General features: G+C 63.9%; 25 protein-coding genes and 1 tRNA gene. 11 read left to right on the plus strand and 15 right to left on the minus strand.

What is annotated here, in order from left to right; genetic code table 11:
• The 3 genes from HNH97_RS13400 to HNH97_RS13410 all read left to right on the plus strand — a co-directional run.
• Positions 1–765: OmpA family protein (locus HNH97_RS13400; protein ID WP_171791228.1), on the plus strand; the 765-nt coding region annotated here is incomplete at its 5' end.
• Positions 766–779: 14 nt separating this feature from the next.
• Entirely contained in the window at positions 780–1,826 is a 1,047-nt protein-coding gene (locus HNH97_RS13405) for a flagellar motor protein MotA (RefSeq protein ID WP_171791229.1), read from the plus strand.
• Positions 1,827–1,845: 19 nt separating this feature from the next.
• Complete coding sequence (locus HNH97_RS13410; protein ID WP_110912461.1) at positions 1,846–2,811, plus strand: peptidoglycan -binding protein; 966 nt, start codon at positions 1,846–1,848, stop codon at positions 2,809–2,811.
• A gap of 254 nt (positions 2,812–3,065) precedes the next feature.
• Here the strand turns inward: HNH97_RS13410 and HNH97_RS13415 are convergent, their stop codons facing one another.
• The 3 genes from HNH97_RS13415 to HNH97_RS13425 form a co-directional block, all read right to left on the minus strand.
• Positions 3,066–3,746, minus strand: coding sequence for a tetratricopeptide repeat protein (locus HNH97_RS13415; RefSeq protein ID WP_171791230.1), 681 nt, complete (start codon positions 3,744–3,746; stop codon positions 3,066–3,068).
• A 13-nt stretch (positions 3,747–3,759) separates the two neighbouring features.
• The gene (gene ykgO / locus HNH97_RS13420) at positions 3,760–3,885 is read right to left on the minus strand and encodes a type B 50S ribosomal protein L36 (protein ID WP_003617324.1); all 126 of its coding nucleotides are present in this window, start codon (positions 3,883–3,885) and stop codon (positions 3,760–3,762) included.
• A gap of 90 nt (positions 3,886–3,975) precedes the next feature.
• Entirely contained in the window at positions 3,976–4,944 is a 969-nt protein-coding gene (locus tag HNH97_RS13425; protein WP_171791231.1) for a hydrogen peroxide-inducible genes activator, read from the minus strand.
• 134 nt (positions 4,945–5,078) lie between these two features.
• Here HNH97_RS13425 and HNH97_RS13430 point away from each other — a divergent pair, with 134 nt between their 5' ends.
• The 4 genes from HNH97_RS13430 (at position 5,079) to HNH97_RS13445 (ending at position 7,810) form a co-directional block, all read left to right on the plus strand.
• On the plus strand, positions 5,079–5,621 hold the full coding sequence (locus HNH97_RS13430) for a peroxiredoxin (RefSeq protein WP_110912458.1): 543 nt from the start codon (positions 5,079–5,081) through the stop codon (positions 5,619–5,621).
• Positions 5,622–5,830: 209 nt separating this feature from the next.
• Positions 5,831–6,364 (plus strand): carboxymuconolactone decarboxylase family protein, encoded by a 534-nt coding sequence (locus HNH97_RS13435; protein WP_171791232.1) that lies wholly within the window; start codon positions 5,831–5,833, stop codon positions 6,362–6,364.
• A 131-nt stretch (positions 6,365–6,495) separates the two neighbouring features.
• Positions 6,496–6,572: transfer RNA gene (locus tag HNH97_RS13440), tRNA-Asp, on the plus strand.
• A gap of 140 nt (positions 6,573–6,712) precedes the next feature.
• Entirely contained in the window at positions 6,713–7,810 is a 1,098-nt protein-coding gene (locus HNH97_RS13445) for an NADH:flavin oxidoreductase/NADH oxidase (protein WP_171791233.1), read from the plus strand.
• Positions 7,811–7,923: 113 nt separating this feature from the next.
• Here the strand turns inward: HNH97_RS13445 and HNH97_RS13450 are convergent, their stop codons facing one another.
• The 10 genes from HNH97_RS13450 to tkt form a co-directional block, all read right to left on the minus strand.
• On the minus strand, positions 7,924–8,397 hold the full coding sequence (locus HNH97_RS13450; protein WP_171791234.1) for a low molecular weight protein-tyrosine-phosphatase: 474 nt from the start codon (positions 8,395–8,397) through the stop codon (positions 7,924–7,926).
• Positions 8,398–8,492: 95 nt separating this feature from the next.
• Positions 8,493–9,059 (minus strand): gluconokinase, encoded by a 567-nt coding sequence (locus tag HNH97_RS13455; protein WP_110912455.1) that lies wholly within the window; start codon positions 9,057–9,059, stop codon positions 8,493–8,495.
• On the minus strand, positions 9,056–9,760 hold the full coding sequence (gene rpiA, locus HNH97_RS13460) for a ribose-5-phosphate isomerase RpiA (protein WP_110912454.1): 705 nt from the start codon (positions 9,758–9,760) through the stop codon (positions 9,056–9,058). Before rpiA ends, HNH97_RS13455 begins: the two co-directional genes overlap by 4 nt.
• A 97-nt stretch (positions 9,761–9,857) precedes the next feature.
• The gene (gene pgl, locus HNH97_RS13465; protein ID WP_171791235.1) at positions 9,858–10,595 is read right to left on the minus strand and encodes a 6-phosphogluconolactonase; all 738 of its coding nucleotides are present in this window, start codon (positions 10,593–10,595) and stop codon (positions 9,858–9,860) included.
• The gene (locus HNH97_RS13470) at positions 10,595–11,437 is read right to left on the minus strand and encodes a Cof-type HAD-IIB family hydrolase (protein ID WP_171791236.1); all 843 of its coding nucleotides are present in this window, start codon (positions 11,435–11,437) and stop codon (positions 10,595–10,597) included. Before HNH97_RS13470 ends, pgl begins: the two co-directional genes overlap by 1 nt.
• A gap of 27 nt (positions 11,438–11,464) precedes the next feature.
• Entirely contained in the window at positions 11,465–12,292 is an 828-nt protein-coding gene (locus HNH97_RS13475) for a Cof-type HAD-IIB family hydrolase (protein ID WP_171791237.1), read from the minus strand.
• Positions 12,293–12,311: 19 nt separating this feature from the next.
• The gene (gene zwf / locus HNH97_RS13480; RefSeq protein ID WP_171791238.1) at positions 12,312–13,844 is read right to left on the minus strand and encodes a glucose-6-phosphate dehydrogenase; all 1,533 of its coding nucleotides are present in this window, start codon (positions 13,842–13,844) and stop codon (positions 12,312–12,314) included.
• Between the two features lie 112 nt (positions 13,845–13,956).
• Entirely contained in the window at positions 13,957–14,958 is a 1,002-nt protein-coding gene (gnd, locus tag HNH97_RS13485) for a phosphogluconate dehydrogenase (NAD(+)-dependent, decarboxylating) (protein WP_171791239.1), read from the minus strand.
• A 126-nt stretch (positions 14,959–15,084) separates the two neighbouring features.
• Positions 15,085–17,952, minus strand: coding sequence for a bifunctional transaldolase/phosoglucose isomerase (locus HNH97_RS13490; protein WP_171791240.1), 2,868 nt, complete (start codon positions 17,950–17,952; stop codon positions 15,085–15,087).
• A gap of 127 nt (positions 17,953–18,079) precedes the next feature.
• Positions 18,080–20,146 carry a transketolase gene (gene tkt / locus HNH97_RS13495; protein WP_171791241.1) on the minus strand — a complete coding sequence of 689 codons (2,067 nt, stop codon included), beginning with the start codon at positions 20,144–20,146 and terminating at the stop codon, positions 18,080–18,082.
• Between the two features lie 678 nt (positions 20,147–20,824).
• Between tkt and HNH97_RS13500 the strand changes: the two genes are divergently transcribed.
• From HNH97_RS13500 to HNH97_RS13510, 3 genes are all read left to right on the plus strand, one after another.
• Entirely contained in the window at positions 20,825–21,373 is a 549-nt protein-coding gene (locus HNH97_RS13500; RefSeq protein ID WP_110912448.1) for an ankyrin repeat domain-containing protein, read from the plus strand.
• A 102-nt stretch (positions 21,374–21,475) separates the two neighbouring features.
• A complete protein-coding gene (hisC, locus tag HNH97_RS13505) occupies positions 21,476–22,546 on the plus strand; it encodes a histidinol-phosphate transaminase (RefSeq protein WP_171791242.1) in 1,071 nt (356 codons plus the stop codon).
• A 149-nt stretch (positions 22,547–22,695) separates the two neighbouring features.
• Entirely contained in the window at positions 22,696–22,974 is a 279-nt protein-coding gene (locus HNH97_RS13510; protein ID WP_110912446.1) for a hypothetical protein, read from the plus strand.
• A 253-nt stretch (positions 22,975–23,227) separates the two neighbouring features.
• Here the strand turns inward: HNH97_RS13510 and HNH97_RS13515 are convergent, their stop codons facing one another.
• Both HNH97_RS13515 and HNH97_RS13520 read right to left on the minus strand, forming a co-directional pair.
• Complete coding sequence (locus HNH97_RS13515; protein WP_171791243.1) at positions 23,228–24,547, minus strand: MFS transporter; 1,320 nt, start codon at positions 24,545–24,547, stop codon at positions 23,228–23,230.
• Positions 24,548–25,044: 497 nt separating this feature from the next.
• Entirely contained in the window at positions 25,045–25,242 is a 198-nt protein-coding gene (locus HNH97_RS13520) for a hypothetical protein (RefSeq protein ID WP_167400277.1), read from the minus strand.
• 45 nt (positions 25,243–25,287) lie between these two features.
• Between HNH97_RS13520 and HNH97_RS13525 the strand changes: the two genes are divergently transcribed.
• On the plus strand, positions 25,288–25,752 hold the full coding sequence (locus tag HNH97_RS13525) for a hypothetical protein (RefSeq protein ID WP_233044507.1): 465 nt from the start codon (positions 25,288–25,290) through the stop codon (positions 25,750–25,752).
• Positions 25,753–25,888: the final 136 nt, after the last annotated feature.

Here is a 25,888-nt window from a genome sequence, read left to right on the forward strand (position 1 = left end):
CTCCCCCGCCCGCCCGCCTTCACCCGCGCTGCGGCGACGCCCCGCGCGGGCCTTGCACTGACGCTGGGCCTGGTGGCGGGACTTGCCGCACCGGCGGGCCTTCCCACGGTGCAGGCTCAGGTCATCACCCATCCCGACGCGCTCAATTCGCTTGGCGCGCCACCGCCCGCACGCCCGGCCGAAAAACCGGCGGCGCGTCCCGTCGCGGGCAGCAATGAAATGGGGCCGCACGCCACCACCCCATCCACCACGGCAAATCCGGCCACCGCCATTCCCCCCGCCGCCATCCCGCAGGTCGCCACGACCCCGCCGGCCAATCCCGTCCTGCGCCCGCCGGAGGTGCATGTGCCCCTGCATCCCGCGCCCCCCCCGCCGGAGGTCAAGCCCGACCCGGCGGCCAAGGGACGCGCGGCGCGCATTCCCGGCGGCACGCGCCTGTATTTCGGCGCACAGAGCGCGGACATGAATCCGCGCATGATCGCGGCGTTGCAGACACTTGCCAGCGTGATGCAGCGCCTGCCGGACCAGCATGTGATGATCGCAGCCTATGGCGAGGGAAATGGCGATGATGCCTCCACCCCGCGCCGCATCGCGCTGTCGCGGGGACTGGCCGCGCGCTCCGTCCTGATTCATGCCGGGGTCGCATCGACCCGCATTTACGTGCGCGCCATCGGACTGCCGCCGGAAAATCAGATCGGAATAACACCGGACTGTATTGACGTGACCCGCTCTGGTGTGGTGGCGTCGAGTCCTTCTCCTTCGTAAGAGAGCAGCCCTGCGTGACGCGACCAACGACCTACATCCTTCGAATCGTCCTGTTTCTTCTGGCTGTGGGCATTGTCGCCTCCATGCTGGGGAGTACGCTGTACCAGGCGTTTTTCAACAATCCCTATCTCGATGGCCTGATCCTGGGCATCCTGGCGCTGGGAATCGCATGGAACGTGTCCATGGTCCTGCGCCTGATCCCGGAGGTACGCTGGGTCGATACCATCCGCCACCCGCGTGAGGGACTGACCACGCCGCCGCCGCCGCGCCTGCTTGCCCCCATGGCGTCCATGCTGGCGACACGCGAACGCGGCACGCGCCTGACGCTGTCGGCCCCCGTGGTGCAGTCGCTGCTCGACAGCCTGTCATCGCGACTGGACGAAGGGCGTGAACTGTCGCGCTACCTGACGGGACTGCTGATCTTCCTCGGCCTGCTGGGCACGTTCTATGGACTGCTGCTGACGGTGGGGTCGATCGCGGACGTGATCGGTGGCATGACCGTGGGGTCGGGCGACATGACGGCCATGTTCGACCAGCTCAAGAGCGGGCTGGCCGGGCCGCTGCATGGCATGGGCACCGCGTTCTCCGGCTCCATGTTCGGCCTTGCGGGCGCGCTGGTGCTGGGCTTCCTCGACCTGACGGCGGGACAGGCGCAGAACCGGTTCTTCAACGAGCTTGAGGAATGGATGGCCAGCATCACGCGGATATCGGGGGGCAACATCTCCGCCACGGGCGAGGAGGCGACCATTCCTGCCTATGTCGAGGCGCTGCTGGAACATACGGCGGAAAACCTTGAAAAGCTTCAGGTCCTGCTGTCGCGCAACGAGGAACAGCGCGCGCATGAGCAGCACCTGCTTGCGGCGCTGAACGAGCGTCTGGCGCATATGGCCGACCCGCGCGGCAGCGAGCACCTGCAGAACATCGAGGCCCTGCTGGCCCGCCTGGTGCAGGATTCCGAAGCGGGACGCACGCAGATTTCGAACGAGATCCGTGGCGACCTGCGCCTTCTGGCCCGTACCATCGCCGCAGCCGCCCCGGGTGCGGGACGTCCGGCCTCCTGACCTACAGAAAGTTCCCGTCATGGCCCGCCGATCCCGCCGCCAGTCCCGTGCCTCCGAACTGAACGCATGGCCGGGATATGTGGACGCGCTGTCCACGCTCCTGATGGTCATCATCTTCGTGCTGCTTGTCTTCGTGCTGGGGCAGGCTTTCCTGTCGGTCGCGCTGAACAAGCGCCAGCAGGTCCTTGACCAGCTCCAGCGCGAGGTCGCGCATCTCAGCCAGATGCTCTCGCTGGAACAGGGGCATAACCGCTCCCTCGAACAGTCGGTTGCGACGTTGCAGAAGGAACATGCCGCCGACGAGGCCACGGAAACGTCGCTTACGGCACAGGTCAGCCAGCAGGCCGCCGAACGTGACAGCGCACGCCATCAGGCGGACGCCCTGAACGACCAGCTTGCCCAGCTCAGCGCGCAGCTCGCCGCCGTCAGCGCGGCGCTGGAAATCAGCCAGAACGAGGTGCGTGACCGCGACCGCAAGATCGACAACCTCGGCATGGAACTCAACGTCGCACTGGCGCGCAAGGTGGAGCAGTTGCAGCGCTACCGCTCCGAATTCTTTGGCCGCCTGCGTGACGTGCTGAAGGATACCAAGGGGATACAGGTCGTGGGCGACCGCTTCGTGTTCCAGAGCGAGGTGCTGTTCCCCGTCGGCAGCGCCGACCTGTCGCCAGAAGGCATCAAGCAGATCAAGGTGCTGGGCCGGACGCTGAAGCAGGTGGCACAGCAGATACCGCCATCGGTGCCGTGGATCCTGCGCGTGGATGGCCATGCCGACCGCCTGCCGATCCACACCGCCTTTCCCAGCAACTGGGAACTGTCGTCCGCCCGCGCCATCACGGTGGTGAAGATGCTGATTGCCGACGGGATCGACCCGCGTCACCTTGCGGCCACGGGCTTTGCCGATTTCCAGCCGCTGGATAACGGCACGACGCCCGAAGCCTTCGCCCGCAACCGCCGGATCGAATTCCGCCTGACCGACCGGTAACGGCCCGGCAGACGTGGGGATGGGTGTCCCTGCGTCTGCCGGTTTGGGTTTCGTGTTTTAGAAAAGCAGCGTCTTTCGAAGCTTTTTGAAAAAAGCTTCACCAAAAACTTTTATGATTTCAAGATGTTGAAGGGCCTGCTTTTTCAAGAAGACCTTTGAATTTTCAAAAGTCTTTTTGCTTCTTTTTCTTCCAGAAAAAGAAGACCTCTCCGCCCTCACCAAATGACAGCACGTGCCCGAAAAGGCGTGCCCCCTCAGGTCGGGCGCCCGAATGCCTTCAGCCGCAGGTCTTCCGTCTGGTGGGCCGCACCGGGGAGCAGGGGATACAGCGTCAGGACATGCTGCCACGCCTTCCATGCCGCCCCCCAGTCGCCCCGCACGCCTTCGGCATTGCTCAGGATCTGCCACGCCAGCACATCGCGCTCATCATGGTGCAGGGCGACGCCAAGGTCGGCCACCGCGCCATTGGCGTCCGCCCCCGCCAACCGCGCCTGCGCACGCGTGCGCCACAGGATTTCAAGGCCGGGTTGCAGCACAAGGGCGTCGTTCAGGTCTTCCTGCGCATCGCCGACCTTCTGCTCCGCAAGGTCGGACTGCGCACGGCGCACCAGCAGGCGGGTCGTGGGGGTGATGTCCTTCTGGCGCAACTGCTCGATCCGGGCCAGAAGGTCGCTTGCGGCCTGTTTCGACTTTGCGTGGCGCAGTTCGTCCTGAAGCTCGGGGATGCCGGGCTCCTTCGCCGCCCTGTCCTTATCCGTCCCCTTGGCCGCAGGCGCGGGATGGGCCGGTGGCGCAGGCGGGGCGGACGCCGCGAAACAGGGTGCGGCCATGCCCACCACACCAAGGCAGACAACAGACAAAAAGCCGCGCAGGCCCCGGTTCATCCCGGTGCCCACGCGACCCTGTGCCGCATCAATATGGAACCTGACGGTCAAATCCGTCCGGCAATCAGCCCTGACGGGCCTTCATGCGCGGGTTCTTCTTGTTGATGACATAGACCTTGCCACGACGACGGACCACACGGCAGTCCTTGTCACGAACCTTGGCCGACTTCAGGCTGTTTCTGATTTTCATGATCCGACCCTCACTGGCGGCTGATAACCGCAAAGAGGCGCCCGAATACCCCTGACCGCGCGATGAGTCAACTCCAACGATGCGCCGATCCTACTTTTTACCGCTGGAAACCGGCATGCGCAGGGCTTTTTCCTCCACCCCGGTGACATGGGGCGGAATGAAGAACGGGGCCAGCGCCCTGAAATCCCCCATCCGTGGCGAACGCGGCCGCCACGCAAGCCCGATCGTGCGCCATGCCTGACATCCGGTCACAGGGCGCGCCACAACCGCCTGATCGCGCAGCAGGCCCGACTGTACCGCCATATGCGGCAGCAGCGCCACCCCGAGTCCCGCCGCCACCATCTCCACCAGCGTATGCAGGGAGGTGACGGTGAATTCCTCCTCCGCGCCTTCGGTGTTCGACCATCCGCGCACCTGCCGGCACAGGGCCAGCGTCTGGTCACGCAGGCAGTGCCCGTCCTCCAGCAGGATCATGCGTTCGGAGACGATTCGTTCAACCGGCACGCCCGACAGTTTCGACAGCGGATGCATCTCCGGCATCACCAGCATGAAGGGATCGCGCCACAGGGGCCATGTCTCGCTGTCGGCGCAGTCGCACGGCATCGCCAGCAGCACGAGGTCCAGACGCCCCAGCGCCAGCTTTTCCAGCACGTGATGGGTCAGGTCCTCATTCAGCGACAGGCGCAGGCGCGGGAACCCCTGACGCAGCCTGCGGATCAGGTCGGGCACGACGAACGGCCCGATGGTGGGGATGACGCCGATCCGCAGCAGGCCGCTCATCGGTTCGTGGGAGGCCACGGCCACGTCAAGCACCGCCTGCAATGACTCCAGCGCAAGGCGCGCGCGCGCGACCACCTCGTTCCCCAGGGGGGTGAACACCACTTTCTTGCCCACGTCACGGTCGAGCAGCCGCACATCCATCTGCCGTTCCAGCGCCAGGATCCCGGCCGAAAGCGTGGATTGCGTGACGGCGCAGCTTTTGGCCGCGCGCCCGAAATGACGGAGTTCCGCAAGGGTCACGAGATAACGCAACTGCTGTGCGGAGGGCATGGGAATCATCGACTAATTCGATCATGAATATGTGAATTATTCACTGGCATGATAGCAGCATCAAGGTCATAGATATACCCCATCGGACGCGCCCCACCGGGCGGCCTGCCTGATCCCCAACCGAATCAAGGGAGATTCCTCAAATGCTTACAGTCGGTGATAAGTTCCCCAGCTTCAGCCTTGACGCCGTTCCCGGCGGGGCCGAGGGCCTGAAGGGCGAGTTCGTCAAGATTACGGACGAAAGCAACGCGGGCAAGTGGAAGGTCGTCTTCTTCTGGCCGCTCGACTTCACCTTCGTCTGCCCGACCGAGATCGTGGCGTTCGGCAAGCTGGCCGGTGAATTCAAGGACCGCGACGCCGTCGTGTACGGCGTGTCGATCGACAGCGCGTTCGTGCACCTGAACTGGCGCCTGAACAACGAGGACCTCAAGAACCTCGAGATCCCGATGCTCTCCGACATCAAGCGTGAACTGATCGAGGGCGTGGGCGTCATGTCGCAGGGTGCGGGCGCCGCCTATCGCGCGACCTTCATCATCGACCCCGAGGGCGTCATCCGCCATGTCAGCGTCAACGACCTGTCGGTCGGCCGCAACCCGCAGGAAATCCTGCGCATCCTCGACGGGCTGCAGAGCGATGAACTGTGCCCGTGCAACTGGAAGAAGGGCGACGCCTTCATCAAGGCCTGATCGCACCCTTTCCCGGGCCTGAACGGTCCGGGCGCTCCCCCGCGTGGCACCTGCCGCGCGGGGGGATGTCCGCATCCCCGGATGCCGCGGCGCGCCACCATGCCCGCGACATCCCGGCATACGGACCCTTCCCGCGATCCTGCGGCGTGGCATGTGGGATGGGCGGGTTCCCCCTTCTCCCTTCCCCCACCAGTGCAAGGCATCCTCCCATGTCGCTCGATACGCTCAAATCCCTGCTGCCCGACTATGCCAAGGACCTGAAGCTCAACCTCGGCTCGCTCGCCCATGACGTCACGCTCACGCCGCAGCAACTGGCCGGCACGTTCGTGGCGTCGGCCATCGCGTCGCGCAACCCGCTGGTCACCGACCTGCTGCGCGCCCATTTCGCCGACGCCCTGTCGGCCGGGGCGCTGGACGCCGCGCGGGCGGCGGCGGCGATCATGGGCATGAACAATGTCTATTACCGCTTCGTGCATCTGGTGGGCGGCGATTACGCCAAGATGCCGGCGCAGTTGCGCATGAACGTGATCGGCCGCCCGGGCGTGGAAAAGGTGGATTTCGAACTGTGGTCGCTCGCGGTATCCGCCATCAACGGGTGCGGCATGTGCATGGAAAGCCATGAACATGCCCTGCGCAAGGCGGGCCTTACGACCGAACAGATCCAGACGGCGGTGCGTGTCGCCGCCACCGTGCATGGCGTGGCCGTGACCCTTGACGGGGCAAAGGCCCCCGCCGCCACCTGATCGGGGGAAAAACGGCATCTTCATGAAAAAGATGCCGTTTTTTTTCATAAGGGCGTTGCCAGACCTGCCGAACCCTGTTATTTGCCCATCCACCGAATGGTTCTCGGGTTTTCTTCTTCCCGAAAGCTTACGCGGGTGTAGCTCAGTTGGTTAGAGCGCCGGCCTGTCACGCCGGAGGTCGCGGGTTCGAGCCCCGTCACTCGCGCCATTTCACGGTGCATTCCCCAAAAATACAATGCCGGTCCGGGTGACGCTGTTATGCGTGGCGGATGGATCGCTTTCGTTGCATCGCATCCCCATCGGCGGCAGGATGGCATCCTATTCTTTCCCTACTCGTCAGAGGACCGGATGCCTGACCTCTTTACGCCCTATACCCTCAAGGGGCGCACCCTGCGCAATCGCATCGCCGTCTCCCCGATGTGCCAGTATCTTGCCGTCGATGGCGTGGCGGGGGATTGGCATAATGTCCATTACGCCTCGCTTGCCCGTGGCGGCAGCGGACTGGTGGTGGTGGAGGCGACCGCCGTCTCCCCCGAAGGACGCATCACACCGGGCTGCCTCGGGCTGTGGAACGATGCACAGGCCGAAGCCCTGCGCCCCATCGCGCGCGCCATCCGTGACGCAGGCGCGGTGCCGGGCATCCAGATCGCCCATGCCGGGCGCAAGGCCAGCGCGAACCGCCCGTGGGAAGGTGACGACCATATCGCCGCCGATGACCCGCGTGGCTGGGAGACCATCTCGCCTTCCGCCATTCCCTTTGGCGCCAACCTGCCAAAGGTGCCGCGCGCCATGACGCCGGAGGACATCACCCGCGTCCGGCAGGATTTCGTCGCCAGCGCGATTCGTGCCCGCGACGCCGGGTTCGGGTGGCTGATGCTGCATTTCGCGCATGGCTATCTGGGGCAGAGTTTCCTCTCCCCCTACTCCAACCAGCGCACCGACCTGTATGGCGGCAGCCTGGAGAACCGCGCGCGCTTCCTGCTGGAAACGCTAAGCGAGGTGCGCGCCGTCTGGCCGGAAGACCGGCCGCTGAGCGCGCGTCTGGGCATGATCGAATTCGACGGCCATGACGAGGAAACGCTGGAGGACGCCATTACGCTGGCGCGTCACTTCCGCACGCTGGGGCTGGATTTCCTTGATGTCAGCATCGGGTTTTCCACGCCGGAGGCAAAGATCCCGTGGGGTCCGGCCTTCATGGCCCCCATCGCCGCGCGCGTGCGCCGCGAAAGCGGACTGCCCGTGGCGACAAGCTGGTACATCAGCAAGCCGGAACAGGCCAGCAGCCTGATCGCGGACGAATCGCTGGACCTTGTCATGCTGGGCCGGCCATTCCTTGAAAACCCGCACTGGCCGTACGCCGCCGCACGCGCGCTCGGTTGCCCTGATGCGGCGCATGTCCTGCCCGAACCCTACGCCCACTGGCTGGCGCGCTACCGTTCGGAATAAGCGCCTTATCTTCTAAAGGTTTTTGGTGAAGCTTTTGATCGAAAAAGCTTCGAAAGACGCCGCCTTTTTAAAAAAGGCGGCACCCAGAAACTTTTATTCTTTAAGAATTTATCCTATCCACACGTCTTCAGGTGCAGGGCCAGCGCCTCCGCGCCTTCGCTGACATCGCGCCATGTGATCGCGAAATCCTCGGCCGTGCCGTAATAGGGATCGACCACGGCCGCGCCCTTGCGATGCGCCACATGATCCAGCAGCAGCGACAGGTCCGCCGCACCATCCGCAGGACGCATCCGCGACAGGTGCTCCAGATTGGCATGGTCCATGGCGATGACATGGGTGAAATCGTGAAAGTCGCGTTCCGTCACGACGCGGGCACGGTACCGGTCGATATCAATCCCGTTCTGGCGCGCCACCGCACGGGCACGGCGGTCCGGCGGATCACCCACATGCCAGTTGCCGGTCCCTGCCGAATCCACATGCACATCCAGCCCATGGCGGGCCGCCGCCTGCCGGAACGCGGCCTCCGCCAGTGGTGAGCGGCAGATATTGCCCATGCAGACGAACAGGACCGACAGCCTGCGTTTCATGCCCATACAACCCATTGATAAGAATAAAAGATTCAGGAAATGTCGCCTCCCGAAAAAGGCGACACCCAAAAACTCCTGAATTATGCGCCCTCCGATCAGGCGGAGGCAGGCGCTCCCTTTTCGGGATAACGTTCACGCAGCAGGCCGACCGTCTTTGCGATCATGTCCGCCGGCGTTTCCTCCAGCGTGACGACAACCGGATGTTCGTCGGGCGTCGGCGGCTCCAGCGTGGCCAACTGGCTTGGCAGCAGGCTTGGCGGCATGTAATGGCCACGTCGCCGTTCCAGACGCGCCAGCAGGACGTCCGGCGGGATCTGGAGATAGACGAACACGATCCCCGGCGCATCGGCACGCAGGATATCACGATAGGAGCGTTTCAGCGCGGAGCAGGTCAGGATTCCCCCCTGCCCCGATTCCACCCGCTGTTTCAGCCAGTCATGGCAGCGTTCCAGCCATGGCAGGCGGTCGGCGTCCGTCAGGGGGATGCCCGCCGCCATCTTGTCCACGTTCGCCTTGGGATGCAGCAGGTCGCCTTCCTGATAAGGCCAGCCCAGAAGGTTGTGCAGGCCCGCCGCCAGCGTGGTCTTGCCACACCCCGACACCCCCATGATCACCAGGACAAGCGGACGGATACCCTGATCCTGAAGAACGGCAGAGGTCATGATGGCTCCAGATGCTTCAGCCCGTCATGCGCGGCCACGATCACTTCGGACGTGCGCCCGATGAACAGGCCGGTTTCAATGACGCCCACGATGGCGCGCAACCGGCGCGCCAGGGCAACGGAATCGGCGATGGCGCCGAAATGGCAGTCCAGGATCATGTTGCCGCCATCGGTGACAAACACGTTCCCGCTGCGGTCCAGGCGCTGCGTGATACGCGCGCCAAGGGCCTCGATCTGTCGCGCGGTGCTTTCCCAGCCAAAGGTCGTCACTTCCACCGGGACGGGCACGTGATGGCCCAGATGATCGACAAGCTTGCTTTCATCCACCACCACGACAAAGCGGCGCGATGCGGCGGCGACGATCTTTTCGCGAAACAGCGCGCCCCCCAGCCCCTTGATGAGATTGAGCGTGCCGAGTTCCACCTCATCCGCGCCATCAATGTCGATGTCGATCTGCGGATGGGTGGCGAACGTCACCAGCTTGATGCCATGCGCACGGGCCTGTTCGGCGGAATGTTCGGACGTGGGGATGGCGCAGAATCGCAGCCCCTCCGCCCAGCGACGGCCAAGTTCCTCGATCATGTAGGCCGACGTGCTGCCCGATCCCAGCCCGACCACCATGCCATCCTGCACCATGGACGCGGCCTCGATCGCGGCCTGACGCTTGAGTTTCGCCCTTGGATCGCCACCCTGGCTTGACATTGCCCTGTCTCCTCCCCGCGTGGGCCGTTTCGCATCCATGCGGCGGCCCCTCGTTATTGTTTGTATCGTGCGGTCACGACTGCCCGACAAGGCTGGATTATTGCCCGGCGGCCGCCTTGTCCAGAAGCCAGATGAGTTCGCCCTCGGTCGTGATGTGGCTGGCCGGTTCGGCAGGGTCCCCCGCGCGCACCTTTGCAAAGGCCTCCTTCTTCGCCGCCCCTGCCAGCATGAACACCACATGGCGGCTGGAATGGATGGCGGGATAGGTCAGGGTCAGGCGCGTATGCGGCGCATCGTCGGGCACGCAGGTGGACACCCACAATTTACGTTCCTGCAGCACGGGCTGGCGCGGGAACAGCGACGCGGTATGGCCATTGTCGCCCAGGCCAAGCATCACGACATCGAACAGCGGGCGCCCCGGCTGCAGCGTATCCGCGCCATAGACCTTCTGCAGTTCGGCCTGGTACTGCGCCGCCGCCGCCGCCGGATCGCCGGAGGTCGGCATGCGGTGGATGTTGCCGATGGGCACCGGCACATGTTCGAGCATCTCCGTCTCGACCATGTTGTAATTGCTGGCCGGGTCGTCGGCGGGGACGAATCGTTCATCGCCAAAGAAGAACTGCGTATTCGCCCACGGGAAGCGTCCGGCGTATTCCTCCGACGCGAGGATCTGGTACAGCCGTTTCGGCGTCGATCCCCCCGACAGGGCGAGGACGAACGGACCGTCCTTTTTCGCCAGCGCCTGCTCCGTCAGCCATTTTGCCATGTACTGGGCAATCGCTTCCCCATCGGCAAGGACGATCATCTCGCCCGTCTTGACGTCATGTCCGCCCATCAGTTCGCATCCCCCAGCACGTATTTCTCGATCCCGTTGGCGAATCCCTCCTCCTCGCACGAGGTGGAGACATAGGTCGCCTGTTTCTGCACTTCGGGGCTGGCCTGCCCCATCGCGATCGACATCCCGCTCTTGCGGAACATCAGCACATCGTTGGGCTGGTCGCCCAGGGTCACCATCTGGGACGCCGGCACCCCAAGCAGCCGCTCCAGCGTCATGACCACGCCGCCCTTGTTGGCGTCGCGGTTGGTGACATCGACATAGTACGGCTGCGACAGGGCGGCGGACGCCGTATCGCCCAGCGCCTGCTGCAGGTCATGTTCCAGCCGCTTCATCAGGTCGAGGTCGTCGCTGACGCCGGTGATCTTGACCACCTGGTCCAGTTCCTCGCCAATCACGCCGACCTTTGGCGGGAATTTCACCGTCCACTGTTCGCGCGCGACATGCGGCGCCTTGATGTCGGAGACGATCCAGTCATTGCCGTTATAGACCCACGGGTCGGCCTTGTGATCGCGGATGATGCCGATCACCCTGCGCGCGACGTCGGCCGTCAGGGTCCGTGCCTCGATCACGGAAAAATCCGGCCGCACCATCATGCCACCGTTGAAGCCTGCGATCGGTTCGTCGATCTTCAGCGGCTTGATCAGCATCTCCATCCCCTTGGGGGGGCGTCCGCTGGTGATGGCGAACAGGATGCCGCGCTCCCGCAGGCGTTCGACCGCGCGGATCGCACGCGGGGTCAGGATCTTGTCCTTCGTGACCAGTGTGCCATCGACATCGGCCAGCACCAGGCGTATCTGCTGGCCCGTGGCCGGTGTCGCCTGTGTTCCCACTGGTTGCATAACCTTCTCCTTCTGCGTCATCTGACATCAGGCCCGGGGCAGGACGAAACGTTCCATCGCCCGCGCCCAGCCATCATGCGTATTGGCGTCCGTCACGAAATGGGCGTGCTTTTGCACCTCCGCCGGGGCGTTGCCCATCGCGATGGCCACACCGGCGACATCAAGCATCGGGATATCATTGTTCATGTCCCCGATGCAGGCCACTTCGTGAATATCAATCCCCATCAGGGCGGCCAGCTCCCGCGCGGCATGGCCCTTGTTCGCCAGCGGATGGGTGACATCGACCAGCCATTCGGAGGAGCGGTGGACATTCGCCCGCCCGGCAAGCTGCACGCTCAGTTCGCGCTCCACCGTGCGCAGTCGCGCCGCATCGGTGGAGACACCCATGATCTTTCCCACACCTTCGTAATGGCGCGACAGGTCGGGGGCGACGACGGGAACGGTCTTCACCACCTCCGCCTCATGCCGGACCTGCGGCGTGCTGCCATCGCGCACCAGCCATTCGTAATCGATGAACAGCCACGGATCGACCTCACGCGACAGCAGTTCCTCCACCGCCTCACGCGTGGTCTCCGGCGCCAGCGAATGGCGCGACATGATCTTGCCATCGGGGGTGCAGATCAGCCCGCCATTCAGCGCCGCGATCGGGCGGTCAATGCCCAGCGGCCCGAGGAACGGCTGCATCCCCACGGGGCCACGGCTGCTGACGAGGCACAGCGCGATGCCCGCCCTGCGCAGGGCCTGTGCGGCGGCCAGCACATCCGGCGTCACCCTCTTGTCCTGGGGCACAAGGGTGCCGTCGATGTCCGAAACCACAAGGCGGATCCTGTCGGACGGCGGGCGTTTTGCTGTCATGCGTGTGTCATCCTGTGTCTCATGACCCGATCCTGAGCCAGTGCCGGTGATCGCGGGCCAGCAGGTCGTCGGCGGCCTTCGGCCCCTCCGAACCGGCGGGGTAGAAATGCAGGAAGCCCGGATCGCGTTCCCATTCCAGCACGGGCTGGACCACCCGCCATCCGGCCTCGATATTGTCGGCGCGCTGGAACAGCGTCGCATCGCCGATCATGCAGTCATAGATCAGGGTTTCATACCCCGTGCTCGGCCCTTCGCTGAACCATTCGGAATAGTCGAACTTCATCCGCACCCCGCCCAGATGCACCGTGGGGCCGGGAATTTTCGCGGAAAACTGCATCGTCACCCCTTCGGTGGGCTGGATATGCAGCATCATGATGTTCGGCGTCAGCTTTTCCACCGGCGTATCGCGGAACAGGGCATAGGGCGCGGACTTGAAATGGATGGCGATTTCCGTCTTGCGCGCCGCCAGGCGCTTGCCCGTGCGGACATAGAACGGCACCCCGGCCCAGCGCCAGTTATCGATCCGCAGCTTCATCGCGACATAGGTTTCGGTGCGGGAATTCGGATTGATCCCCGGCTCCTCGCGGTATCCGACAACGGGTTCGCCCCTGATGCTGCCCGCGCCGTACTGCGCGCGCACCACGTCCTCGCGCCCGACGGTGTGGATGGCCTTGAGCACCTTGGTCTTCTCGTCACGCACGGCGTCGGCGTCGAAGGAGGTCGGGGCCTCCATCGCCGTCATCGCCAGAAGCTGCATGACATGGTTGGGCACCATGTCGCGCACGGCCCCCGTGCCCTCATAGAACTTGGCCCGCTGCTCGACGCCCACGGTTTCAGCGGCCGTGATCTGGACATGGTCGATATTGTCGCGGTTCCACAACGGTTCGAAGAAGCCATTGGAAAACCGCAGCGCAAGGATGTTCTGCACCGTTTCCTTGCCCAGATAATGGTCGATGCGATAGATCTGGCGTTCACGCAGGCTCTTGAGCAGGCGCGCATTCAGCGCCACGGCGGAGGCAAGGTCGCTGCCGAAGGGCTTTTCGATGATGACGCGGCGGAACATGCCGTCGGTTTCATGGGCAAGGCCGCTATGGCCAAGCCTGTCCACGATCGCGCCAAAGAAACGCGCCGCCACCGCAAGGTAGAAGATGCAGTTCTCCTCCCCCACTTCCCTGGCGATCTGGGCATAGGTTGCCTCGTCCTCGAACGAACCGCGGATGTAGCGGATACGCGTGCGCATCCATTCCCACACATCCTCGCGCAGGGCGACGGCCTCGGTCGCGCGGCTGGTGACAAAGTTCTTCAGCGCGTCATGGAAATTCTGCTGAAGCTGGCCGGTGGACATGTCGGTCCAGTCAACGGCCACGATCGAGAAATGGTCATCAAGCAGCCCCGCGCAGGCAAGGTTGTAGATCGCGGGGATCAGCAGGCGGCGCGTCAGGTCGCCGCCGCCGCCAAAGATGACAAATGTACCGGGGGGACTGCGACGCGGGGTGTTTTCATGCCCCACGTCGCCAATCTGCGATGATGCCGATGCGACGATGTTTTCCATCAGGCTGCTCCATGATCCGTTTCCATCCAGTAGAAACCCGGCCGCCAGCCTGCGGTCTTTTTGTTGCCGTCTCGATCATGGCAGCCGGGCGTGCGCTCAGACGCGGGACGCGTCAGTTGTTCGTCCCCTCGATATGGCCGCCAAAGCCAAAGCGCATGGCCGAGAGCATCTTCTCGGCATAGTTGTTGCCCGTGCGTGAGCGGAAGCGCGTGAACAGCGACGCGGTGATGACCGGCACCGGCACCGCTTCCTCGATCGCGGCCTCGATGGTCCAGCGACCCTCGCCCGAATCCGCGACGTCGCCCTTGTAGTTCGACAGGTCGGGATTGTTGGCCAGCGCCTGCGCCGACAGGTCGAGCAGCCACGACGACACGACGCTGCCGCGACGCCAGACCTCGGCGATGTCGGGCATGTTCAGTTCGAACCGCTGGTCCTCGGGCAGGGCGGTGGAGTTCTTCGACTTCATGACGTCGAAGCCCTCGGCAAAGGCCTGCATGATGCCGTATTCGATGCCGTTATGGACCATCTTGACGAAATGGCCCGACCCGGCGGGGCCGCAATGCAGGTAGCCAAGCTCCGCGCGCGGGTCCATGCCCGGCTTGTCACGGCCCGGCGTGCGCGGCACATCGCCCAGCCCCGGCGCCAGCGCGCGCAGGATCGGGTCGATATGGTCGGTGGCGTCCTTCGTGCCGCCGTACATCATGCAGTAGCCGCGTTCCAGCCCCCACACACCGCCCGACGTGCCGACATCGACGTAATGGATGCCCTTTTTCGCCAGTTCGGCAGCACGGCGGATATCGTCCTTGTAGAACGAATTGCCGCCATCGATCAGGATGTCATTCTTGCCCAGGAGGCCGCCAAGTTCCTTGACCGCGGCCTCCGTCACCTCACCGGCGGGCAGCATCAGCCAGATGATCTTGCGATCCGCCGTCAGCTTTCCCACCATGTCCTTCAGGCCGGTGGCGGGCTTCGTCTTCCCGGCCTCGGCGCGTGCGCCGACCTTGGACACCACTTCCGGATCCCGGTCGAAAAGGACCACGTCATGGCCATGACGCGTCAGGCGGACGGAGATGTTCCCCCCCATCTTGCCCAGGCCGACGATACCGATTTGCATGATAACTGATACTCCTGCTGTAAAATCCTGCCCCGTCGCACGCCCGGCCCATGCGGCGCGGGCGACGGTGCGGACATCCACCCCACCACCGATAGCATCAGTGGCGGGGCGGTGCGTTGCGGTGGATCAGACCGCCGCCCTGATGATCTGCCCCAGCTTTTCGAGGCCGGACTTCAGGTCGCCATGGATGTGCACCCGCACGGCACGGCGGCCGCGTTCGCCCAGCACCTCGAGGTCACCGCGGGCCTGCGCTTCCTTGACGATGCCGAAGGTGTATTTCTCCCCCGGGACCGGCAGGGTGATCGCATCATCCGCCGTGATCTGCACGAACACGCCCGTGTCGGGCCCGCCCTTGTAGGCCTGTCCGGTGGAATGCTGGAACCGCGGGCCGAATTCCGCCGCCGTCGCCAGCTTCAGCGCATCACGGATCGCAAGGCGCACGCCCTGGATCCATTCGCGCGTCGCCATGTCACGCTCGATATAGGCCAGCAGGGCGACATAATCCCCGGCCTTCGCACGGGCGAAATGCGCCTTGAGGATACCCTCGGCCGTCTTGCCGTCCTTCAGCGCCGCCGCGTTCTTCGGGTCGGCATAGAACGCGAACGTTGCGTCCTTGAAGAAGGGTTCGTAGGGCGGCAGCCTGCCGGTTTCGTTATAGGCGGTGGTGATCTTCTTGGTCTCGATCTTCGAGGCCTCGACATCAGGCTGGTCAAAGGCGTCGATGCCGATGATCGACCCGGCCACGGCAGTCGCGAATTCCCAGCGGAAGAATTCCTCGACGATCTGGCGCCTGTCATGCAGTTCGATGGTCACGACCGGCTCGCCCGCCGCAATCAGCGCCTTGAACGCCGCGTCCTGCTTCTCGCACGGCTTTTCGGCAAGGCGCAGGTAAACGAACAGCCGGTCCTTGCCATAGACCGAGGCCGGGCCCGCCGTCTCGTCATCGATGGGGATCAGGCCGCGGCCGTTCTTGCCGGTGGATTCCGCCAGCAACTGCTCCAGCCACGCGCCCATGTCATAGATCCCGGGCGAGGCAAGGATCGTCACCTTGTCACGACCGAACGACTTTGCCGCGACACCCAGCACGGTGCCCAGCAGGGCGCCGGGATTCTGGGCCGGGGGCACGGACGCGGCGCAGGATTTTTCACCCCGCAGCGCGGATTCCAGCAACAGGCGCAGCGGCAGGCCGGCGGCGGCGGCAGGCACCATGCCGAAATCGGACAGCACGGAATACCGCCCGCCGATCTGCTTTTCACCGTAGAAGATCTTCCAGAACCCGTCGGCCTTCGCCACGGCTTCCATGTGCGACCCGGGATCGGTTACGGCGATGAAGTGCGAACCGACCCTGTCGCCCAGCACCTTCTTCGCCTCGTCAAAGAAATAGGCCTTCAGGATGTTCGGCTCCAGCGTGCCGCCCGACTTGGACGAGACGATGAACAGCGTCTTTGCAATGTCGATTTTTTTCTCGAACGCCTTGACCTGCTGCGGGTCGGTGCTGTCGAGGATATAGAGGTGCGGGAAGCCCTCATGCTTGCCGAACGTTTCCGACAGGACTTCGGGACCAAGGCTCGACCCGCCCATGCCCAGCAGCAGCACATCGCGGAAACCGCGCGCCTTCACCTCGGCCTGGAATTCCTCGAACTTCGGCAGGTCCAGGATCTGGTCGTCAACGATCGACAGCCATTTCAGCCAGTTCGCCTCGTCCTTGCCGGTCCACAGCGTGGCGTCCTTCGCCCACAGGCGACGCACCTTGCCATCCTTGCGCCAGTCCTCAAGTTCCGCCTTGACGGCGGCGTCGAGGTCGGCGGGCAGGTGCAGGGTGGTCGTGGTGACCTTCTTCCCCACGAAGGCCGCCTGCTTTGCCGCAACCGAGCCGAGCAGTTCGTCGAACGCGTCCTCGAACGACTTCACGCCCTCATCGACCAGCACGGTGGTCACGCCAGCGAGGTCGAGGCCAAGGCGCTTTGCCTCCGCAAGGACCTGTTCCGCGCCCTTGAGGTCCTCGGTCAGGGTCGGGGCCACCTTGCCATGGTCGCGGAAGGCGTCGAACGTCTTGGGCGGGATGGTGTTGACCGTGTCCTCGCCAATCAGGGAATCGACATACAGCACGTCGCTGAAGGACTTGTCCTTCGTGCCCGTGCTGGCCCACAGCAGGCGCTGCGGCATGGCGCCAGCGGCCGCCAGCTTCTGCCAGCGCGGGCTTTTCATCACGCCCTGCCAGTATGCATAGGCCTGCTTGGCGTTGGCGATGGCGACCTTGCCGCGCAGGGCCTTCAGGGCTGCGGCGTCCCTGTCACCGGCGGCGACGCGGCGGTCGATCTCGCCATCGATCTTCACGTCGATGCGGCTGACGAAGAAGGAGGCGACACTGGCGATGCCCGCCACGCTCTTGCCCTGCGCCAGGCGGTCCTCAAGCCCCACGATATAGGCCTCGAGCACCTTCTTGTAGGCGTCGTTGGAGAACAGCAGCGTGACATTGACGTTGATCCCCTCGGCAATGGCGGTGCGCACGGCGGGCGCACCCTCCTGCGTGCCGGGGATCTTGATCATCAGGTTGGCGGCATCGACCGCCTTCCACAGGCGGCGGGCCTCGACGATGGTGGCCTGCGTGTCGCGCGCAAGATAGGGGGAGACCTCAAGGCTGACATAGCCGTCAACGCCCTTCGTCTGCTCATAGACGGGATGCAGCACCTTTGCCGCGTCACGGATGTCCGTGATCGCCAGCATTTCGTACAGGGTCCCGGCATCGACGATCTGGTGTTCAAGGATGGAGCGGATCTGCGGGTCGTAATCCGTGCCCTGCCCCATCGCCTTCTGGAAGATCGCGGGGTTGGAGGTCACGCCCTTCAGCCCGTCCTCATCCACCAGCTTCTTCAGGCTGCCATTGGCGGTATAGGACCGCTGGATGAAGTCCAGCCACGGCGACTGCCCGTATTTCGCAAGCTGCTTCAGCGGGTTGGCCGCGCCGTCCTTACCTGTTTCGTGCACACTCATTTCTGTGCATTCCCTTCTCTTGGGCGGGCGGGTGCGCGCACCATGCGTCGCGGCGCCCCTCCGCCTTGGTCCTGACAAAAACGGAAAACAGGGCCATGCGTGGCCCTGTCCCGTTGTGGATGACGGCCTATGACGCCTTGCGGGCAAGCTGCCTGCGCGCCTCCGCCACGACGGCGTCCACGGTAAAGCCGAACTTGACCTCCAGCTCCTCCGCCGGTGCGGAAGCGCCGAACGTGTGCATGACGATGGTCGCGCCATCGAGCCCGACATACCGGTCCCAGCCAAGCTGCGCCGCCTGTTCCACCGCCACGCGGGCGGTAACGTCACGGGGCAGCACGCTGTCGCGATAGGATTGGGGCTGGGCCTCGAACAGGTCCCACGACGGCATCGACACGACGCGCGCCTTCACGCCTTCGGCCTTGAGCTGCTCGTACGCCTTCACCACCAGACCGACCTCGCTGCCTGTCGCCATAAGGATGACATCGGGTTTGCCATCGGCATCCGCAAGGACATACGCCCCTTTTGCCAGCCCCGACGCAGGCGCATAGGTCTTGCGGCAGATGGTCGGCAGGTTCTGGCGGCTCAGCACCAGCACGCTTGGGCGATCCGTCAGCGGGATCAGCGTGCGCCACGCCTCGGCCACCTCGTTCGCGTCGGACGGACGGATCAGGGTGACACCCGGCGTCGCGCGCAGTTGCGCCAGTTGCTCGATCGGCTGGTGGGTCGGCCCGTCCTCGCCCACGCCGATGGAATCGTGGGTGAAGATATACAGCACCGGCAGCTTCATCAGCGCCGACAGGCGGATCGGCGGCTTCATGTAGTCGGAGAAGATCAGGAAGCCCGAGCAGTAGGGCCGCAGTCCCGCAAGCGCGAGACCGTTGCAGATCGAGCCCATGACATGTTCACGCACGCCGAAATGCAGGTTGCGTCCGCCATAGGTCGCCCCCCACTGCGGCGGCTGGAAATCGCCCGCGCCCTCGAACGTCATGTGCGTCTTGGTGGACGGCGACAGGTCGGCCGAACCGCCGATCATCCACGGATAGTTGACCGCCACCTGGTTGAGCACCTTGGCCGAGCTTGCGCGCGAGGCGATGCCCTTGGCGTCGGCGGGGAAGGTCGCGATGTCCTTGTCCCAGCCCTCGGGCAGCCTGCCTGCGAAGATGCTGTCAAGCTGTGCGGCGAGTTCGGGGTATTCCTTGCGATAGGCGGCGAACAGGTCGTCCCACGCCTTGCTGGCCGCGGCGCCGCGTGTCGCGATGCCCGCCTGGAAATGCTCCGGCACGCCATCGGGGACATAGAAGCTCTTGTCCTCCGGCCAGCCGTAGAATTTCTTGGTCTCGCGGATTTCCTCGACACCGAGCGGCGACCCGTGCGCTTCCGCCGTGCCGGCCTTGTGCGGCGAACCCCAGCCGATGATCGAATGCACGATGATCAGCGTCGGGCGCGACGTCTCGGCCTTCGCTTCCTCGAGCAGGCGCCTGAAATCACCCGTATCGTTGGCGTCGCGCAGTTCAAGCACGTGCCAGCCATAGGCCTCGAAACGCTTGTGCACGTTTTCGGTGAAGGTGATGTGGGTATCGCCCTCGATGGAAATGCGGTTGCTGTCGTAGATCCACGTCAGGTTGCCAAGCTTGAGGTGCCCCGCGACGGATGCGGCCTCGCTCGAGACGCCTTCCATGTTGTCGCCATCGCCGCAGAACGTATAGACGTGGTAGTCGAACAGCTTGAATTCCGGCTTGTTGAAGCGCGCGGCAAGCCATTTTTCCGCCATCGCCATGCCCACGGAATTGCCGCACCCCTGACCGAGCGGACCGGTCGTGGTCTCGACGCCTGCGGTGTGGTGGTATTCGGGATGGCCCGGCGTGCGGGAATCAAGCTGGCGGAACTGCTCGATATCCTTGACCGTCAGCGATGGCGCATCGACCACCTTGCCGTCCCTGATGTCACGCACCCCGGCCAGATAGATCAGCGAATACAGCAGCATCGACGCATGGCCGATCGACAGCACGAAGCGGTCGCGGTTGGGCCACAGCGGATTGGCAGGGTCATAGTTCAGGACATCGCGCCACAGCGTATAGGCCGGGGGCGCAAGCGCCATGGCCGTGCCGGGATGGCCGGAATTGGCCTTCTGCACCGCGTCCATGGACAATGTGCGGATCGTGTTGATGCACAACGTATCGATGTTGGCCGGCATGCTGCCGCCTCCTTCTGGTGCCCTTGCGGGACAGGGAAACAATGAATGCATAAAACCGCTCTCCTTCATCATGACTGCCCCGATCCGCAACACGCCCGACATGCCGGGGCGGCGGAAGATCCTCCCGCCTTCCCGCTTCAATCCGGCAGGATGCACATCACGCGACAGACGCCGACGTCCCGCGCCGCCCCGACGGGGGCGGTATGCGGGGTTGCGATACGCCGGGGCCTGTCCGAAACGGTTGATGGGGCAACCGTTTTACGCACAATCTCACGACCACCTTATGGGAACAAGCCACCTCATCCGGCGCGACAGCACACGTATTGAAGGCCCGAACCGCCCGTGACGCCAGCCTTGGCGAATCACGACTGCTCGACCCCACGATACGTATCCGTAACGGACCCGGTGCGGATGGGCCTGCTCCCCTGCCATGTTTCGTGCGACATCGGCGCGGCCATGAAAATGACATGACCCCATGCCAGACCCATCCCCGACAATATCACGGCACGAAGACAGCCTGCCCCCCGTCTTGCGAAGGGGGCCGGCATTGCGTAATCATCGACGCTGGCGCCGCGCGGCATCGCGCGACCGGCCCGCCACGGCGCATGCCATGGCGGCAGGGGCGTCCGGGCGGATCCCCGCCCCACCCGTTATCCCTCACATACGCGAGGCAGGCCCATGACCCAGACAATCGCCAGCGGCGACCCCGCCGCCACCGCATCGGAGCAGACCTTTACGGACACGCAGATCGCGGACCTGTACCTGTCCGCCGCACGGGATGGGGAGACGGACCTGGTCAGGGAATTCCTGCGCGCGGGAATCGACCCCGACATCCGCAATGACAAGGGATATACCGCCCTGATCCTGGCGGGGTACAACGGGCATGCGGACACAATGCGCGCGCTGCTCGAAGGGGGGGCGAACCCGGACCTGCAGGACCAGAAGGGGGCGACAGCGCTGGCGGGCGTGGCGTTCAAGGGCGACCTGCCGGGCGCACGCACGCTGATCGCGCACGGGGCGAAAATCGACATCCCCAACGGGGTCGGCCGCACGCCGCTGATCTTTGCCGTCATGTTCAACCGCGACCCGATGGTGGCGCTGCTGCTGGAACATGGGGCGGATCCCGACCTGCGCGATGGCGAAGGCGTCAGCGCACGCATGCTGGCGACCCGGCAGGACAATGCCGAACTTCTGGCGCTGATGGGACGCAAGCCGCCGCAGGCGTAAGCGATTACCCTGCCTGCCATTTGATATCCCCATCCCCACGCCCTGCGTCGGCATGCGCCCTGCATGCCGGCGTATTTCGCATTTCAGTGGAACCCAAATGCAATGAGCCGTTTCTGGAGCCCCGTCGTCCACACCCTGACCCCCTATGTCCCGGGGGAACAGCCGCGGATGACCAACCTGATCAAGCTCAATACCAACGAATCCCCCTATGGCCCGTCGCCGAAGGCACTGGCGGCCATCCGGGCGGCGACGGACGACACGCTGCGCCTGTATCCCGACCCGTCGGCGCTGGCGCTGCGCCAGGCGATCGGGCGCGCCCATGACGTCCCGGCGGGGCATGTGTTCGTGGGCAACGGGTCGGACGAGGTCCTGGCCCATACGTTCCAGGCGCTGCTGAAGCATGAGGGACCGCTGCTGTTCCCCGACATCTCCTACAGCTTCTATCCCGTCTATTGCGGGCTGTACGGTATCACGGCGCAGATGGTGCCGCTGGATGCGGGCATGCGCGTCAGGGTCGCGGACTACATGCGCCCGTGCGGCGGCGTGATCGTGCCCAACCCGAACGCCCCCACCGGCATGGCGCTGTCCCTTGCGGATATCGAGGCGCTGCTGACGCATCACCGCGACCAGGTGGTTGTCGTGGACGAGGCCTATATCGATTTCGGGGGCGAGACCGCGATTCCCCTGACCGCGCGCCATGACAACCTGCTGGTGGTACGCACCCTGTCCAAATCCAGTGCGCTCGCAGGGCTGCGGGTGGGGTATGCCGTAGGGCATCCCGACCTGATCGAGGCGCTGACCCGCGTGAAGGACAGCTTCAACTCCTATCCGCTCGACCGTCTGGCGCAGGCCGGTGCGATTGCCGCGATCGAGGATCGGGAATGGCTTGCCAACATACGCGAACGGATCATAAGATCACGCGACAGGCTGACAGACAGCCTGGGAAAGATGGGGTTCGAGGTCCTTCCCTCATGCGCGAATTTCGTGTTTGCGCACCATCCTGACCATGACGCACTGAACCTTGCCCGGGCCCTGCGGGAACGGGCGATCATCGTGCGGCATTTCAGGACACCCCGAATCGCCCAATGGCTCCGTATCACCATCGGGACCGAGGCCGAATGTCAGGCGCTGTGCGACGCACTGGCTGACATCATGGCCACGGCCCGCGCCTGAGCGCATACGCGCCTTCTGGCTGACACGGACCGGTTGACCGCCGTCATGCCCCATGCAGGGAACCTTCCTTCATGGGCGTGGGGGCGTGCGTGTTCTTTCTTCCCTGACCTGAACCGACGTCTTGTTTTCCATTCGAATGGATTATCATCATGCGTGCATTCCACGGACAGATGTCCGACAACCAGCCCATCCGCCGTTCGCTGGCGGAAAAGCAGAAGCAGTTGCGCGACCTGCGTGAAACCCTTGCGGCCATGAAATCGCACACCGCCCCTACCCTGCGTGAAAGCGTGCAGAAGCGCATCCGCCAACTGGAGGCCGAACTGGCCGCCGCCCCGGCGATGAAAACACCCGCGGGCAAGGGACGCGATACCGCTGGTGGCGCGCGTACGCCCTCACACTCCCCCCGCCGCCGTCCCGAACGGGGCTGAGGCGACAGGGGATGCCCCCCCTGATGGGGCACCCATATGAAAAAAGCGCGGACCTGCCGGGGCGGGTCCGCGCTTTTTCTTTGGAAAGCCGTTTCGCAAAACAGAAATGTCCGGGTGCTGCCCTTTTTGTTTTAACGGCGGCGTCTTCCGAAGCTTTTTGGAAGACGCTCCGCCAGAAGCTTCTTTTGAGCTTTCCGGACAGTTCCGCCCAGGCCTTCCCCGCGCCAGAAGGTGCGGGGAAGGTAAGAGGCGATCAGTGCTCGGCGGCAGCCAGTTCCTCGGCGATGTCACCACGGGCCGCGGCCTCGTCCATGTAACGACGCGCTTCGGGGGAAATCGTCAGCGTGATCGTCAGCAGGGCCGACACCAGATACAGGCCGGAGAAGATCCAGATGATCCCCTCGATCCCGTGCCATGATTCAAACCACGTCACGACGGCCGGACCGACCCAGGTGCTCGCCCCCGCGCCAAGGCCCAGCGCGGACAGCGCCGCCGCCTTTTCCTTGGGGCAGATCTGCGGCATCAGGCCCGACAGCGGCACGAAGGCAGCAACGGTGGCGCCATACAGCGCACCCATGGCGGCAGCAATCGCGAAGTTGCCCGGGAACATCAGCGGCACATAGTAGAACAGCAGGACCGTGATCGCGGCACCGACGCCACCACCGATGGCGACGACCGAACGGTGGCCAAGGCGGTCGGCCATCATGCCCGACACCAGGTTCACAAGGATGTTCGCCAGGAAGATGATCGACAGAAGCTGCAGCCACTGCGACAGCGAAAAGCCGATGACCTTGGTGAAGAACGCCGGCATGATGACCAGGAACGCATATTCCGACGCGGTGTCGATGATGCGCACGATCATGGCGATGAACGTCTTGGGTTCACGCCACAGGATGCTGACGGAACTGAAGAAGATCGTACTCGCAGGCGTTCCCGGTTCGGCAAGGCGCTTGCTGCCGGTGGGTTCGCGCGTCATCAGCAGCGCAAGCAGGCCACCGAACAGCACGAGTGCCAGCGAACTCCAGAAGGTCATCATCTCGCCAATCACGGGAATGGCGAAGCTGGCGAACAGGGAGCCAAGCGTCGGCAGGCCACCGGAAAAAGCGAACCAGAACCAGCCTGCCGCCGAACCAAGCTGGTGGCGGGGCGTCGCCGCCGCGATCCACACCAGGAAGCCATACGTGAACAGCGGATAGCCGAAGCCACGCATCGTATAGGCCGCAAGCATGATGGAATAGCTGTTGGTCGCAACGCCCAGGGACAGGAACGCGACCTCGAACACGGCCCAGATCGCAAGGCCGATCCACATGACCCGCTTGGGGCCCCACAGGTCGGACAGCGGACCCGATACCCACGAGGAGATGGAAACCGTCACTCCATAAATCGTGAAGAGCAGCGCGGTGTCACGGGCGGAAATGCCCTGCCCTTCAAGATACGGCGCGAGATAACCTGCCTCCACGCCGTCACCGATCATGAAGAACAGCAGGCCGACAAAGCCCCAGAACAGGGGGGTCGGGATGCCAAGCTTATCGGCAAGCGAAGTTCGTTGGGACAGAATGTCTGTCTGTTTCAAGGGGAGATTCTCCTCTTTCACAGGCAGCCAACACTAGATTGAGGGGCTCCGCCTCATTGCGGAGCGTCGATGCAGGCTGCGTCCACGATGCACCGGCATGCCGACATGCGATCGCGGAACCTCAGGTACGAAAAAGCGCGGTCACGCATGCTGCGCCGCGCGCACGGACGGAACTAACGCCGCAACCGGGAAAAAGTGCCGCCAGCAAGGCGACATGTCCGGGACGATGTGCGGATCGTTGCCGACCGTTCTGTTATGTCGTCCACCCACGGCTGAAATATGGGTCACGATATCGGCACCAGCCATATATGCGACAGTCAACATATCCCGTATCACCTGTATCAGGGGCGCGAATTCGTCTTCACGCGGCAATGGATGGACCATGAATTTTTAGGATCAGGCAAAATCATTACGATATCGAACGATTTTGCAGGGCCATATGTCTCTGCACCTCCCGATTTTATGCGACGCAATATATCGAATGGCTGATTTTATACTCAAAACAACATCAGAATGTAAGCAAATTTTCCAATTTTTGCCACGATTGTTATTTGTTGCTGATGGGACAAAGATTTTTTTGACACACATTGAGATATTGGCGCATCTTTTCCCCGTCCTGCCGTGCTGTCATACTCTGCCGTGCCCTTCCGGCGTGCCAACAGGCCGCGCGTCATGGCAGAGGTCAGCTTTCCCAATGTCGCCACCGGCGTCCGGGGCATAAGGTCATGGAACGTTTCACAGTGAGTCTCTTCGCACGTCCCCTTCTCTTCACGCTTCCGGCCCTTGTGGCGCTGCCTGCGTATGTCTGCACCCCCGCACAGGCGCAGAGCCTTGCGACACAGAAGGTACAGCGCGCGATGGACGTGCTGCATTTCAAGCCCGACGCCGCAAGCCAGCCCTGCCTGGACAAGCTTCAGGAACTCCACAAGGTCCAGGCCGTGATCGAAAAGGCGAGCGAAGGCAACCGCGACCCCGACCTGTCCCTTGCCCATGACGTCATGGAATCCGATTACGAGGATGCGACCGAAAGCTGCGTCCCCGATGCGGCAAAGCTCTGCAATGGCAAACAGTTCCAGTCGGACGCGCATTTCCGCCAGTCGTGCGAGAGCCTTGATGCGGTCATGTCCATCGATGGCTCCACCGAAGGCGAGGAAATGGCCACGCCCCCCGAAGGCTCCTCGCCTTCCGACGGTAGCGGCGGCTGACACCCGCCCCCATGGGGACCAGAAGCCCCTAAACCTCAAAGGTTTGTGGTGAAGCTTTTTCCAGGGTCTGTTGGGAATTAACGCGAATTGATGATTGCGGCGGTGAGATAAATCATCGCTGCGAATGATCTGTCGG

Source organism: Gluconacetobacter entanii (assembly GCF_013155425.1).
Classification (GTDB): domain Bacteria; phylum Pseudomonadota; class Alphaproteobacteria; order Acetobacterales; family Acetobacteraceae; genus Novacetimonas; species Novacetimonas entanii.

What these genes read in the sequence shown, in the direction of transcription:
- tkt (WP_171791241.1), bottom strand. Translation starts at nt 20,146, where the DNA reads ATGCCGGCCAACATCGATACGTTGTGCATCAACACGATCCGCACATTG.
- zwf (WP_171791238.1), bottom strand. Translation starts at nt 13,844, where the DNA reads ATGGAAAACATCGTCGCATCGGCATCATCGCAGATTGGCGACGTGGGG.
- gnd (WP_171791239.1), bottom strand. Translation starts at nt 14,958, where the DNA reads ATGCAAATCGGTATCGTCGGCCTGGGCAAGATGGGGGGGAACATCTCC.
- HNH97_RS13445 (WP_171791233.1), top strand. Translation starts at nt 6,713, where the DNA reads ATGCCTGACCTCTTTACGCCCTATACCCTCAAGGGGCGCACCCTGCGC.
- ykgO (WP_003617324.1), bottom strand. Translation starts at nt 3,885, where the DNA reads ATGAAAATCAGAAACAGCCTGAAGTCGGCCAAGGTTCGTGACAAGGAC.
- pgl (WP_171791235.1), bottom strand. Translation starts at nt 10,595, where the DNA reads ATGGGCGGACATGACGTCAAGACGGGCGAGATGATCGTCCTTGCCGAT.
- HNH97_RS13470 (WP_171791236.1), bottom strand. Translation starts at nt 11,437, where the DNA reads ATGCAACCAGTGGGAACACAGGCGACACCGGCCACGGGCCAGCAGATA.
- HNH97_RS13500 (WP_110912448.1), top strand. Translation starts at nt 20,825, where the DNA reads ATGACCCAGACAATCGCCAGCGGCGACCCCGCCGCCACCGCATCGGAG.
- HNH97_RS13410 (WP_110912461.1), top strand. Translation starts at nt 1,846, where the DNA reads ATGGCCCGCCGATCCCGCCGCCAGTCCCGTGCCTCCGAACTGAACGCA.
- HNH97_RS13450 (WP_171791234.1), bottom strand. Translation starts at nt 8,397, where the DNA reads ATGAAACGCAGGCTGTCGGTCCTGTTCGTCTGCATGGGCAATATCTGC.
- HNH97_RS13510 (WP_110912446.1), top strand. Translation starts at nt 22,696, where the DNA reads ATGCGTGCATTCCACGGACAGATGTCCGACAACCAGCCCATCCGCCGT.
- HNH97_RS13435 (WP_171791232.1), top strand. Translation starts at nt 5,831, where the DNA reads ATGTCGCTCGATACGCTCAAATCCCTGCTGCCCGACTATGCCAAGGAC.
- HNH97_RS13490 (WP_171791240.1), bottom strand. Translation starts at nt 17,952, where the DNA reads ATGAGTGTGCACGAAACAGGTAAGGACGGCGCGGCCAACCCGCTGAAG.
- HNH97_RS13430 (WP_110912458.1), top strand. Translation starts at nt 5,079, where the DNA reads ATGCTTACAGTCGGTGATAAGTTCCCCAGCTTCAGCCTTGACGCCGTT.
- hisC (WP_171791242.1), top strand. Translation starts at nt 21,476, where the DNA reads ATGAGCCGTTTCTGGAGCCCCGTCGTCCACACCCTGACCCCCTATGTC.
- HNH97_RS13475 (WP_171791237.1), bottom strand. Translation starts at nt 12,292, where the DNA reads ATGACAGCAAAACGCCCGCCGTCCGACAGGATCCGCCTTGTGGTTTCG.
- HNH97_RS13455 (WP_110912455.1), bottom strand. Translation starts at nt 9,059, where the DNA reads ATGACCTCTGCCGTTCTTCAGGATCAGGGTATCCGTCCGCTTGTCCTG.
- HNH97_RS13425 (WP_171791231.1), bottom strand. Translation starts at nt 4,944, where the DNA reads ATGATTCCCATGCCCTCCGCACAGCAGTTGCGTTATCTCGTGACCCTT.
- rpiA (WP_110912454.1), bottom strand. Translation starts at nt 9,760, where the DNA reads ATGTCAAGCCAGGGTGGCGATCCAAGGGCGAAACTCAAGCGTCAGGCC.